This window comes from Neobacillus sp. C211, assembly GCF_051842875.1.
Taxonomy (GTDB): domain Bacteria; phylum Bacillota; class Bacilli; order Bacillales; family Cytobacillaceae; genus Neobacillus.
Genome location: NZ_JBPXRO010000019.1, coordinates 37,060 through 49,752, shown reverse-complemented (window position 1 = coordinate 49,752; position 12,693 = coordinate 37,060). Strand labels below are relative to the sequence as shown.

Below are 12,693 nucleotides of genomic sequence, written 5' to 3'. Positions count from 1 at the left end.
GTACAGATGGGTAAAAAAATGGTTTATTTTTATTGTGTGTACCTATTAATATTTTAATTATATCAGAACTGTTTTTTAAGAAAAGCAGAAAATGGTACAGATATAATACGAAGTTAAAAGGTAGGTAGGATAAGATGCAGAGAGAAACCAGAGAGAAATTTGGATTATTGTTGGGATTAGTAGGTGTTATTTTTTTTAGCTTAACGCTCCCATCTACTAGAATTGCAGTAGAGTATTTTGGGACCACGGTTGTCGGGTTAGGAAGAACAGTTGTTGCCGCTATTTTAGTTGCTGTTGTATTAATTGTTCGAAAAGAAAAACTCCCTTCTCCTCGCCAATTTAAAAGTCTGCTTTTTGTTGCTGTTGGTGCAGTTTTAGGATTTCCGCTCCTCACTTCTTGGGCAATGGAATCCTTGCCTGTTTCTCATGGAGCTGTGGAATTAGCACTGTTACCATTAGCCACAGCCGGATTTGCAATGTTTAGAGCTGGTGAAGTCCCTTCTCTCAAATTCTGGATTTCAAGTATAATCGGCTCTGTAGCTGTTATTGTGTATGCCCTTCATCTAGGGTTTGGTCAATTACAATTTGCCGATTTAGCTTTACTAGCAGCCGTGATTATACTTGGACTTAGTTATGCAGAAGGTGGGAGATTATCGAAAGAATTAGGTAGCTGGCAAGTGATTGCTTGGGCGATTATGATCGGTGCTCCATTTTTCATTATTCCAGTTTGGCTAAGCCTTACAACTGAAATGCTTCATGCTCCTTTACAAGCTTGGGTCAGTTTTATTTATCTTGCAGTTGTTAGTCAATTTCTAGCATATGTTGCTTGGTATAGCGGAATGGCTATGGGCGGAATAGCAAGAGTTAGTCAGATTCAATACTTACAACCAGTTTTGATGATCCTATTTGCAACAGTATTCCTCCATGAATCCATTACATATTTTACTCTTGTAATAGCAGTGATTGTTGTCTTTTCTGTTATATTAGGCAAAAATGCTACCGTTTCAAAAAAAGATCACTATCAAAGAAAAACTAACTAAATGTTCAGCATTGGGATAGCTAAGGGCCATAAATTTGCACGGCTCAACGGGCAGAATACCCCAACAAGAGCTTCCCTTTTTTAGGAGCTTAACAGGATTAATTATCATTTGTGTCGAATTTCTAATCTCATAACATGGAACACCGAAAAGGAGTGGGAGTATTTATGAAAACACGAGTAACAGAAATTTTTGGAATTAAATATCCAATTGTACAGGGAGGACTTGCTTACCTTGCTTATGCTGAACTGGCAGCTGCAGTCTCGAATGCAGGAGGACTTGGACAAATTACTGCGGCAACGCTAGGTACACCTGAAAGACTTCGGGAGGAAATCCGTAAAGTGCGTACACTTACCAACAAGCCCTTTGGTGTAAATTTTGCTATTGCAAGACACGACGGTAAATATCAGGACTTGCTGGAAGTTGCCATTGAGGAAAAGGTACCAGCAATTTCAATAACTGGAGCTAACCCGCAACCTGTTTTTGAACGAATTAAAGGAGAAAACATTCGAACACTGGTACTTGTATCCGGGGTTAGACAAGCACAAAAAGCCGAAGAACTAGGAGCTGACGCTTTAATGGCGGTTGGACAAGAAGGCGGAGGACATTTAGGACGTGACGAAATTGGTACAATGGTACTTATTCCTCGTGTCACAGATGCTGTATCTATACCAGTATTAGCAAGTGGTGGAATTGGCGATGGACGAGGTTTATTGGCATCTTTTGCACTTGGGGCAGAAGGAATTGAAATGGGGACTCGCTTTATCGCCACTCAAGAGTGCGTACATGCAAACAAGAAATATAAACAGGCAATCGTTAATGCAAACGAAACGGATACAGTGATTATAAAGAAAACATTGGGTTCACCAGGACGAGTCCTGAAAAGCGAAGTTACTCTCGATATTATTGAACGTGAAAAGGAAGGAGCAACCTATGAAGACCTGAAAGATATAATCAGCGGAAAAGCTAATTGCAGCTATATCTATGATGGAAATGAAGCAGGTTTCGGATGGGTTGGACAAGTAATCGGACTTATCAACAATATTCCTACAGTACAGGAGTTATTTGATGAGATGATTCTATCAGCAGAAAAAGGATTGAGCCGTATAGGTAATATTATGGGAGAGCGAACCCATAGATAATTTATTACTATATTTATTGACGTTTTATCTGAATCCTGATGGTTGCTTCGGTAACCATTTTTATTATGAAAGCAAAGATTGTGAAGTAGTGTACATAAACTATAGGGGGCGTTTCTGCAAATAGGAAGGAACGTTTTCTTACTAACAAAGCGCGGGTTAGTTCAACAAAAAGAAGGAATAGATACCTTTAAATAAGTAGTGTTTATCAAGAAATAAATGACGGATGGGATTTTTATGAAGATAGAAAAAATATATGGTGATTTACCAATAATACCAAATTGAAGATAAATACCGCCGATCAGGTGGTCTTTTTAATGTACGAAAAAACCATTTCAAACTTATATATCGATTATTGAAAGGTTGTTGAGGTTAGTGATATGGGTGTAGGTATAGAAGAGGCAGATCTGAAAAAAATCTTTAGTCCATTCTATACAACGAAATCCGATGGAACCGGGCTAGGGCTATCCATCTGTCAGAAAATTATTCAGGATCACGGTGGAACCATTGAGGCGGCAAGTATCCTGAACCAAGGAACCACATTTACCATTTGTTTTCCTTTGAAAAGTGGATATCACCAAAGTAAGTAAGATTGTAGTGAAAGGAACGGGGGGCGTTGATCCAAGAAGGATTAACGCTTATTTTTGTTGAATTTATTTCGCTAAAAGATAGAATGCCTAAGCCACTTCATATCACGGTTATTAAATTTATTCTCCACATTTTTTACATAGGCATTTACTTAAGGGCGATACAACCTCTTATGAAAAAATAAATGTCTCTTATATAGATATTATATTTAATCCAAAACTTTACAATTGACAAAATGAACTGTAATGATTAAACTTACAGTATAGTAACTGTAAAATTTTTTATTACATTTAAATATGTTTGCCAAATATACGTAAGGAGTGTGTAAAAGTATGGTGACTCTTTTTACAACACCCAGCTGTGCTTCTTGCCGAAAAGCAAAAGCTTGGCTTGAGGAACATCAAATTGATTTTATGGAAAGAAACATAATATCTAATCCCCTTACTGTCGATGAGATTAAATCGATTCTTCGCTTGACAGAAGAGGGGACTAGCGAAATTATTTCAACGAATTCAAAGGTGTTCAAAGAATTAAACGTAAACATTGAATCTCTTCCGCTTAATGAATTGTACAAATTAATAATCGAGCATCCCACAATGGTGCGTCGGCCAATTATCCTGGACGAAAAAAGATTACAAGTGGGATATAACGAGGATGAAATTCGTAGTTTTCTGCCCCGTAGAATTCGCTCATATTTGTACAACGAATTGCAAAAGGCGGCTAATTAATATGAAACAATAAGGAAAAAATTCTAAGTCTTAACAGTTTAAACTAACCCTGGAACTGAAAAGAAGGACGATCATCTTTAATGTGTAAATATGTTTTTAAAGGAGGTAAAACGGATGATTGAAGTATTCGTGACAGTAAATTATAAAGATCGAAATTACCATACCAATGTGATAGTGAAAAAAGATATGGCATGGAAAAAAATTAAACGGATAGCAGAAGAACAAGTCAAAAAGCAGTGGGATATTTAAATAAAACCAGCCTACCACGGACATTGAAAGCTAAATGGTTGACTAGCTAATCTGTAATGTTTAGTATTACAGTTGTTAATTTTAAAAAAAGATGCAGACAATACATGTAATAGTAGAAAGAAGTTATTGTCCTTAGGAGGCAAGCTCATGAATAGTGATTATACCCTTGCCATTCATAGTTTATCTTTTCTTGCGCTTCAGCCGGACCGCATGTCAACTAGCGATGCCATTTCAGAAAGTGCTGGCGTCCATCCGGTACGCATTCGAAAAGTGCTAAGTTTGTTAAAAAAACATGGATTTATTAAATCAAAAGAGGGAACTGGCGGCGGATTTATTTTTGAGCTAGATCTTAGTGAAGTAAATCTTTGGGATATATATAAGATAACCTCAGAAGGTGCTCTGCAGCCGAAGTGTCCTGAATCAAATGAAAAGTGTATTGTAGGGGCGAATATGCAAAGAGTACTCTGTAGCATTTTCTTCGGTGCGGAAGAACATCTGGGAGAATATTTAAAGGATTATACAATCAAAGAGGTTGTTGATCTTGTTAATAAGCGTCAGTGACAGGTATGTGGCCGTATACTTCTTAAGCTAAAATGTAATAAAAAAATTACAGATTAATTATAACTGGCATATTCTAAGATGAAACAAAAAAATTAAGAAGGTGAAAAAAGTATGTTCTCCAATAATAATACCATTTTAAAAACAGGTGATTGGATTAAGGCAGAATCACCAGATGGCGAATTAATCATTGGTTATATTGAATCACTGTCTAGTATAGAAGGAGTAGTAAAGGTAACCGTTGTTACAAGTGACAATAATCAAACGATTGGTAAAACCATACCTATTTTAAGTAAACAGGTTAAAAAGATGCCTGTTTCTAATGTAACCAACAAGGCACAAATTGAATTTCTCCTAGACCTGGCCTTATCAACAGGGGATAAGGAATGGTTTTTGGCGCTTTCTTCGGAGTTAAACGTGATGAAGCAGCTTGTTAATGGAGTACATTAAAACTTACAGATGGAATTCCGATGCTCGTGACAAGTTAAAGATGCTAGGAATATCAAATGTTTAATGGTAAAGGTTAGTCCAAATAGTAGAACGAATAGGTGCATTATTCCGGAAACGGTTTAATGCACTTTTTAATTTATTATAGGACTCCCTATTTTATCTTTTTTATGAATATCTTCCGTTCCTGCATCCAATGCAGTCATATAATAGTAGCATTTATGATTTATGAGTTCCATTTTATGGTTTGTGTTGTATTCTGGATGTTCTAATTGAAATTAAATATGCAGGCGTATGTCATTCTGACATCCATACTGCTCACGGCAAATGGGGTGCCGTTGTCAGTTAACGTATTCTCATTGATCGGTCATCGTCGTTCATTTGCAGGTTCAATGATTGGAGGCATCCGTGAGACTCAGGAAATGTTAAATTTCTGTGCAGAACATAATATTGTTCCTAAAATTGAAGTAATCTCGGCTGACCAAATTGACTAAGCCTACGAACGCGTATTAGCTTCAGATGTGAAGTATCGATTTGTGATTGATATCAGCACAATGTAAGTTGTGTAAGCGATAAATATGAAGATATGATCAAGGATGTCCCGAAATCCAGCTTTTGGGACATCCTTTTTATTTGCTTTTCTTAAATATTTTCCTTTACTTTTGAAAATTTCGCCTGAATTTCTTTTAAAAACAGATCAGCGGCAGCGGAAAAAACCTGATGCCAAATGGCACAAAAAAAGGGGGAGGTTTTAGTCCCCCTAATTAGGACTACTTTCAGCTCTAAACTTAACTTTTTTCACCTTTTTTCATCATCTTCTTTAATTTTTCTTCAGTAGAGGAACCCTCGACAGGAGTATAAATGCTACACCAAAAATCAGTATTACCATGAACTTGTAAAGAAGTTAAATTAAAAATCATTTTACCTGCCTTGGAATGTCTAAATTCAATTAATACTTCGGGAGCCATATTTACCTGATTTTCTTGCCATAAGGACTGAAACTCTGGATTAAGATTAGTCATTTCTTCGAGAAATTGAGTGTACCATTCATCCCCCATATGTTGTCCATAATAAACCCGAAAGATGGAAAGAAAGCCTTTCACAAAATGCTCCCAATTGACAGCTAAAGACCTCAATTCTTTCCTAGTAAACACTAAGCGAATTAAGTTTCTCTGTTCAATGGGAATTTGTTCAAAATCCAAAAAAACATAGGCTGCAGCAGGATTCCAACCAACGATTTGGAAATGTCGGTCTGTGATCAGAGTAGGGCAATATTTTAATTCTGTTAAAATTTTTTCTAAAGAAGGGGAAATTTTTGTTTGTAAAACTTCTTTTTTATACACATTTGTGTTTACTTCTAAAGCTAAATCGTATAGATACTTTCGTTCATCGTTATTTAAATGTAGAGCAGATGCTATAGAATCTAGTACAGAAGACGAGACCTTAATATCTCGCCCTTGTTCAAGCCATGTGTACCAGGTAGTGCTAACTCCTGCTAATTGGGCGACTTCCTCCCTCCTTAGACCTGGGGTTCTCCGCCTAGTTCCCGTTGGTATTCCTACTGTATGAGGTTGTATATTTGCACGTTTTGACTTTAAAAATTCGGATAGGGCTTCTAATCTAGTTTTGCTATTCATGTTCACATTACTCCTATCTTAAAACGATTATCATATTACTAATTATACTATGATAAACAACAACTTGTAATAGGATAAATACAGTGTGAAAATATAGATAATCTTTACGAGGGGGAATAGATATGGAACGAGTTGTGATTACAGGAATGGGTGTCGTGTCACCCTTGGGAAACAATGTTGAAAAATTTTGGAGGAATTTAACCGAAGGCAGATCTGGAATTTCTTACATTAATACATTTGATGTTAGTAAACATAAAACCAAAATTGCTGGACTAGTTAGGGATTTTAGAGCTGAAGATATACTTGGTCAGAAGGAAGCTAGGCGTATGGACAGATTTTGTCAATTCTCTCTAGTTGCAGCTGAACAAGCATGGAACGATTCCAAACTGAACATTACGGAAATCGATTTAGAGCGTCTTAGTGTATATGTTGGTTCAGGAATAGGTGGAATTGAGACTTTGACTAAAAATATTGATATTCTTCGAGAAAGAGGACCGCAAAGGGTAAGCCCCACGTTGGTTCCATCGATGATTGCAAATGCGGCTTCGGCACAAATAAGTATTAAATATGGTGCATTGGGACCTTCCATGGCACCTGTTTCCGCTTGTGCAATTGGAAATACATCTATCGGTGAGGCGTTCAGAATTATTCGGTATGGTATCACTGATATAGCATTTGCTGGAGGGGCTGAAGCAGCCGTAACAGAATTGTCATTAGCCAGTTTTGAAAATGCAACTGCTTTATCTTCAAGGAATGATGACCCAAGTGCTGCTAGTCGTCCTTTTGATTCGAATAGAAATGGATTTGTAATGTCTGAAGGTGCAGGAATCTTAATACTTGAATCATTAACACATGCTTTACGAAGAAATGCACGAATTTATGCTGAAGTAATTGGATACGGTGCTAGTTCTGATGCATATCACATGGTTTCCACTCATCCAGAAGGTAGGGGAGCTTATCTTGCAATGAAAATGGCTTTAAAGGATGCGTCCATTTCTATTGATGATGTTGATATGATTAGTGCTCATGCAACAAGTACAAAGATAGGTGACATATCTGAAACAATAGCTATAAAAAAATTGTTTGGCGAACAGGCATACAGAATACCTGTTACTGCAAATAAGTCGATGACAGGTCATTTATTAGGAGCAGCTGGTGGAGTTGAAGCAATTGCATTAGCAAAAAGCCTGCAGGAGGGTATTATTCCTCCCACTATCAACTTAGAAAAACCCGATCCTTTATGTGATTTAGATTTTGTACCGAACGTAGCCCGACAAACAAATCTCAAAATAGGTCTCTCCAATTCATTTGGGTTCGGCGGGCATAATGCAGTCATTGCTTTGAAAAAATATGAAATGTAAAAATAATTTTAAAAATTGGTTAGAAAATCAACAATAGTCTTTAAAAGAAAAATAGCATTATGCGGATTTTAGATTCTTTAGTTATGAAGACAAATGAAACCTGTGGTTAAAGGACGGTTATAAGGGCGATTCTTCAACATGAAGGTCGCCTTTTTCTGTGTGCTAGGCATGTTCATTAACTAGGCGGTGCAAGTCCGCAGTAATAGTATCAACCTTACGGTTGAGAAGGACGGAACGAAAGGAGCGAACATGTTAGAGCACTTTACAAAGGACTAAGATACAGCCAATCGTATGACGCTGCGATGAGAAATAATGGACGCAATTACAATGTAGATCCCTAGCAGAATTAACCATAGTTCCTCAAAGGAGAATCCTCCCACCAGGACAGCAATTCCTGTAATAGTTAACATATGTTTTTGCTTAATTAAGCATGCAACCACTACAATCAAAAATCCGATTCCAATCCCTAGCCATCTTTCAGCCATTGTTTTTTCAAAGAAACTATATATCATAATCACTCCAATTAGAAGCTAAATAGATTTTAAGTAGACTTTATGAATTTAAATAAGCAGTTGACGTATATTGTTTACCTTTTAAAATGGTCAATTTGTAAGAAATAATTAAAGGAAACTTTACTGCTTTTTAATATAAACTAAAAAAATAAAGACTAGAATTATCTTAAGTAACCGGATGAATTCCCGCAAAAAATTAAGGAAAGGCAAATGATATTATTCGTAAAGGAAGGATGATATTTATGTATATTTCCTATAGAAACTATCAAAGCGGAATTAATAATTTGGTGGTAGTAGAAAGCAATGGAGTAGTTACTACCAGTTTAAAAGATAAGGAAACCGCAATAAGAACCCATAAAAGAAAATTAAAACGATTAAAGGCTAAAAAAAATGACAAGACGAGTTAATTTGAATAAATTAAATTCATGAGTGCAATATTTAAAGAAGTAAGCTACCATTCCTGGCGGCTTTTCTTTTTTCGACTAAAGAAGCAGTTTAACAGAGTATTCTTTCCAGATTTAAGCTAGCGGGACGAGGTTCCTGTCCCCCCGACCCTATATTTGAACTGGAACTTGAATTTCGAATGTAATCTCATTTGGTTTATCTGTGATTGTAATATCGACGTGCATAATTTGCAGCGCATCGCCGGTTATGTGATATCCGGTTTCATCAAGATATTCCAATATCTTACTCAAACTTTCGCTTCGATTCCATAATAATTCCCCGTTATAACGAATACACGCAAATAACCCAGCAGGAACCGTCATTTGACACTGTTTAGGTATTTTTTCTTTATTTTTTGCCACTACAAAAATAATGGATGGTTCTTCAAATCGTTTCGCTCTAAGATCCGCTTCCTGGATGATAATGCCTAGTCTATTACTAGCCAAAATTGGTGTCTTCTCGGTGAGCATATTCTCTAACCTTATAACAGCATAACTGAGTTCCAAATTATTATTTATTTTTTCATTTAAGGTAATTAACTTCCTTCTTCCTATTTCGCGGAAAAACACCGATTGAAGTTCCCTTTCTTTCGCTACATGCTCCAAGTATCCAATTTTCCCCCGAATATTTTCCTCCAAGTCATGTAACTCGTCCAGTTTTGACACAAGTTCCGTATGCTTAGTTTTCAGAATATCCAAGGACTTATTAAAATTACGTTCATTAAAATAATCCTTTATTTCGTCCGTACTCATCCCAAGTTGCCGCAACTCTTTAATGGTCCCTAAAACTTCATATTGAAAAATAGAATAGTAGCGATACCCCGAATCAGGATCGACATATTGCGGTTTGAATAGGTCAATCCTATCATAGTGGCGTAAGGTCTCCGTCGTTACCCCTCGTAATTTCGCCATTTCGCCAATGGTTAATTTTTCCTTTATTTTCAGTGAAATCACCCCCCTATAAAATATAATACACCTATTGACCTTTGTGTAACAACAATGTTTATAATAAAAATACGAAATCTTTTAAATCATCTAAGAATTAAATTTATTAACACGGAGGGAGTTGAGTTATGAAACAGAAAGCGCTTGCAAGAACACTTACTTTGTCACAGGTTGTTTTTTTAGGGATTGCATGGAATAACCCCATGGTGTTTTTTAATACCTATGGAATTGCTGCCGTTACCTCAAGAGGTGTTATTACGACAGCATACCTTATTGCTTTTCTAGCAATACTTTTTACAGCTCTCAGCTATGGCAAGATGGCGAAAGCCTACCCGATCTCAGGTTCAGCCTATTCCTTTACGCAAAAATCTATTAATTCTGAGGTTGGGTTCATTATCGGTTGGACGATTATGCTGGATTATTTGTTAACGCCTATGGTTACCTGCTTGATGTCCACTGTCTTTTTAAGCGCTGTATTTCCTGGAATCCCGCATTATGTGTTGGTAATTGTGTTGACTGCAAGCATAGTGTCTCCGAGCATACTAGGTGTGGAGATATCAGCAATAACTAGTAAAATTTTTGTTATTGCTCAAGTCATTTTTGTTTGCCTTTTCTGGATATTAACCTTCAAAAGTTTATCAGAAGGAGTAGGGACGGGTAGTCTTTTCTCAATTAAGCCCTTGTTTGATGCAGATGTTTCCTTGTCCGTTATCTTGGCAGGTGCTACCATTCTTTGTTTTAGTTTTCTTGGTTTTGATTCACTCACCACTTTATCAGAGGAAACAATCAATCCCGAAAAAACGATTCCAAGAGCCATTATTATCATGCTATTTTTTATCGGAGTTTTGTATATTGGCTCTTCTTACCTAGCACAATTGGTGAGTCCGGGTATTTCATTCAAACATACTGATTCTGCAGCCCTTGAAATTGCAGTACTTGTCGGAGGAAATTTATTTAAGTCCATTTTTATTACAGCAGTGATTATTGGTAATTTCTCTTCAGGAATCGCTGCAATTACAAGCGCATCGCGAGTGTTATATGCGATGGGACGAGATTCCGTATTACCCAAAAATATATTTGGATACATTCATCCTAAATTTAAAACACCGTCACATGGCATCATTGTGATTGGCGTAGTTTCTTTACTCGCAATTCTATTAACCCTAGAACAAGTTATTAAGTTTATCAATTTTGGAGCGTTAATTGCCTTTACATCTGTAAATCTGTCTGTAATCGCCCATTATTTTATCAGAAATCATAAGCGTTCTTTTATGGATTGCATTCGGTACCTATTATTACCACTCATTGGTGCAGCGTTTACGATATGGTTATGGTCGCATTTAGAAATGGATGCGTTGATTCTAGGGGGCATCTGGATGGCATGCGGCTTGATTTATCTTGTCTATATGACGAAATGGTTCCGCAAACCACTTCCTGAGTTTCATTTTGATAAAGAAATAATTCCACAAGATGTCCAAGACATTGATCGAGAGGTTATCCCTCAACAGGTAAGGTAAAAAATAATATATTGGAGGTTTGTAAAAATGCTGAAGTTGAAAATGTTTATTAATGGTGAATGGATGGATTCATTAAGCGGAGAAAAGAGTCATGTTGTGAATCCTGCAAACGGTAAAATTATGGCTGAGGCTCCGCATGGAAGTAGAGAAGAAGCCCAAATGGCGATTAATACTGCACGAACAGTTTTTGACTCCGGAATTTGGTCAGACTTACCGGCATCTGAACGTGCATCCTACTTATTTAAAATAGCGGATAAGATTGAAGAAAAGTCAGACGAGCTTAGCAAACTTGAAACAAAGAATACGGGAAAACCCCTTAAAGAATCAGAGTTTGATATTGCTGATACTGTGAATTGCTTTCGATACTATGCTGGGTTAGTGACAAAGCCAAATGGTCAAACGTATTCTGTTGCCGATCCTGTGCAAGCCATGGTTATTCGGGAACCTGTCGGAGTATGCGGACTTATCGCTCCATGGAATTTTCCATTGTTGACGGGAGCTTGGAAAATAGCCCCTGCGCTTGCTGCGGGAAATACGATTGTATTTAAACCAGCTGAAATCACTCCAGTTACCACTTACAAATTATTTGAGATCATGGAAGAAGTGGGGGTACCAGCTGGTGTTGCAAACCTAGTTTTGGGAGGTGGTTCAACAGTAGGAAATGAATTAGCGGAAAGCCAAAAGGTGGATCTGATTTCTTTTACAGGTAGTACAGCAACGGGTAGAAGCATCATGAATTCAGCAACAGGAAATATTAAAAACATTTCACTCGAACTAGGCGGCAAGTCGCCAAATATTGTTTTCGCTGACGCAGATTTTGAGACAGCCATCGATTATGCTTTGAATGGGATTTTTACCAATGCCGGTCAAGTATGTAATTCGGGATCCCGTTTACTATTAGAAGAGAGCATTCATGATAAGTTCATTGCTAGATTGGTAGAAAGAGCGAAAAAGATTCAGGTTGGCCCTGGGGATGATTCGTCTACCGAGATGGGTCCGCTTGTAAGTGAAGACCATATGAAGAATATCCTTGAATATATTCAAATTGGCTTAGACGAAGGAGCTATATTAGCTTGCGGTGGCAACCGTATCACAAGCAACGGGCTTGAAAATGGTTATTTCTTTGAGCCAACAATATTTGTTGACACCAATCCTGACATGAGAATTGTTCAGGAAGAGATTTTTGGACCAGTTCTTGTCGTTCAAAAGTTTAAAGATGAGGCGGAAGCAATCCAGCTGGCAAATGATACTTCATACGGACTTGCAGCAGGTGTTTTTTCACAAGATGGCGCCAAAGCTTTGAGGGTTATTAAAAAAGTAAGAGCCGGAATTACCTATGTTAATGCTTATGGCCTTGCCTATAATGAAGCACCGTGGGGAGGTTACAAGCAGAGCGGAATTGGCCGCGGGTTAGGAACCTTTGGTTTGGATACGTTTACTGAGGTAAAACAAATCAATATTAATTTAGATGTTAAGCCAACTGATTGGTTTAGCAATTAATTAAAAATAGAATATCAACATTAAATTCAAAA

General features: G+C 37.2%; 13 protein-coding genes and 3 pseudogenes. 12 read left to right on the top strand and 4 right to left on the bottom strand.

Going from position 1 to position 12,693, the window contains the following annotated elements; translation table 11 throughout:
* The first annotated feature begins 134 nt into the window (after positions 1-134).
* From ACSU6B_RS17940 to ACSU6B_RS17910, 7 genes and pseudogenes are all read left to right on the top strand, one after another.
* Positions 135-1,040, top strand: coding sequence for a DMT family transporter (locus ACSU6B_RS17940; RefSeq protein ID WP_410887306.1), 906 nt, complete (start codon positions 135-137; stop codon positions 1,038-1,040).
* 164 nt (positions 1,041-1,204) lie between these two features.
* Positions 1,205-2,179, top strand: a complete 975-nt coding sequence (locus tag ACSU6B_RS17935; protein WP_410887304.1) for an NAD(P)H-dependent flavin oxidoreductase — start codon at positions 1,205-1,207, stop codon at positions 2,177-2,179.
* A gap of 371 nt (positions 2,180-2,550) precedes the next feature.
* Positions 2,551-2,766, top strand: a pseudogene (locus ACSU6B_RS17930) (ATP-binding protein); the annotation flags it as partial.
* A 330-nt stretch (positions 2,767-3,096) separates the two neighbouring features.
* Positions 3,097-3,492 carry a transcriptional regulator SpxA gene (gene spxA / locus ACSU6B_RS17925; RefSeq protein WP_410887302.1) on the top strand — a complete coding sequence of 132 codons (396 nt, stop codon included), beginning with the start codon at positions 3,097-3,099 and terminating at the stop codon, positions 3,490-3,492.
* A gap of 114 nt (positions 3,493-3,606) precedes the next feature.
* The gene (locus ACSU6B_RS17920; protein ID WP_410887300.1) at positions 3,607-3,741 is read left to right on the top strand and encodes a BA3454 family stress response protein; all 135 of its coding nucleotides are present in this window, start codon (positions 3,607-3,609) and stop codon (positions 3,739-3,741) included.
* A gap of 147 nt (positions 3,742-3,888) precedes the next feature.
* Complete coding sequence (locus ACSU6B_RS17915) at positions 3,889-4,302, top strand: RrF2 family transcriptional regulator (RefSeq protein WP_410887298.1); 414 nt, start codon at positions 3,889-3,891, stop codon at positions 4,300-4,302.
* Between the two features lie 111 nt (positions 4,303-4,413).
* The gene (locus tag ACSU6B_RS17910; RefSeq protein ID WP_410887296.1) at positions 4,414-4,749 is read left to right on the top strand and encodes an IDEAL domain-containing protein; all 336 of its coding nucleotides are present in this window, start codon (positions 4,414-4,416) and stop codon (positions 4,747-4,749) included.
* 131 nt (positions 4,750-4,880) lie between these two features.
* On the opposite strand, the pseudogene ACSU6B_RS17905 reads toward ACSU6B_RS17910, so the two are convergent.
* Positions 4,881-4,985, bottom strand: a pseudogene (locus ACSU6B_RS17905) (MerR family transcriptional regulator); the annotation flags it as partial.
* An 8-nt stretch (positions 4,986-4,993) separates the two neighbouring features.
* Here ACSU6B_RS17905 and ACSU6B_RS17900 point away from each other — a divergent pair.
* Together ACSU6B_RS17900 and ACSU6B_RS17895 are read left to right on the top strand one after the other, a co-directional pair.
* Positions 4,994-5,095: an alcohol dehydrogenase catalytic domain-containing protein gene (locus tag ACSU6B_RS17900; RefSeq protein ID WP_410887294.1), complete on the top strand. Its 102-nt coding sequence runs from the start codon at positions 4,994-4,996 to the stop codon at positions 5,093-5,095.
* Positions 5,070-5,306: pseudogene (locus tag ACSU6B_RS17895) on the top strand (alcohol dehydrogenase); the annotation flags it as partial. The gene ACSU6B_RS17900 and the pseudogene ACSU6B_RS17895, both read left to right, overlap by 26 nt.
* Before the next feature lie 228 nt (positions 5,307-5,534).
* Here ACSU6B_RS17895 and ACSU6B_RS17890 read toward each other — a convergent pair.
* Positions 5,535-6,383 (bottom strand): helix-turn-helix transcriptional regulator, encoded by an 849-nt coding sequence (locus tag ACSU6B_RS17890; protein ID WP_410887292.1) that lies wholly within the window; start codon positions 6,381-6,383, stop codon positions 5,535-5,537.
* 122 nt (positions 6,384-6,505) lie between these two features.
* Between ACSU6B_RS17890 and fabF the strand changes: the two genes are divergently transcribed.
* Positions 6,506-7,744 (top strand): beta-ketoacyl-ACP synthase II, encoded by a 1,239-nt coding sequence (gene fabF, locus ACSU6B_RS17885; RefSeq protein ID WP_410887290.1) that lies wholly within the window; start codon positions 6,506-6,508, stop codon positions 7,742-7,744.
* 272 nt (positions 7,745-8,016) lie between these two features.
* Here the strand turns inward: fabF and ACSU6B_RS17880 are convergent, their stop codons facing one another.
* The gene (locus tag ACSU6B_RS17880) at positions 8,017-8,256 is read right to left on the bottom strand and encodes a hypothetical protein (RefSeq protein WP_410887288.1); all 240 of its coding nucleotides are present in this window, start codon (positions 8,254-8,256) and stop codon (positions 8,017-8,019) included.
* Positions 8,257-8,810: 554 nt separating this feature from the next.
* Positions 8,811-9,653: a MerR family transcriptional regulator gene (locus ACSU6B_RS17875; protein ID WP_410887286.1), complete on the bottom strand. Its 843-nt coding sequence runs from the start codon at positions 9,651-9,653 to the stop codon at positions 8,811-8,813.
* 119 nt (positions 9,654-9,772) lie between these two features.
* On the opposite strand from ACSU6B_RS17875, the gene ACSU6B_RS17870 reads away from it, so the two are divergent.
* Both ACSU6B_RS17870 and ACSU6B_RS17865 read left to right on the top strand, forming a co-directional pair.
* Positions 9,773-11,161: an APC family permease gene (locus ACSU6B_RS17870; protein WP_410887284.1), complete on the top strand. Its 1,389-nt coding sequence runs from the start codon at positions 9,773-9,775 to the stop codon at positions 11,159-11,161.
* A 27-nt stretch (positions 11,162-11,188) separates the two neighbouring features.
* Positions 11,189-12,661, top strand: coding sequence for an aldehyde dehydrogenase family protein (locus ACSU6B_RS17865; RefSeq protein ID WP_410887282.1), 1,473 nt, complete (start codon positions 11,189-11,191; stop codon positions 12,659-12,661).
* The last annotated feature ends 32 nt before the right edge of the window (positions 12,662-12,693 follow it).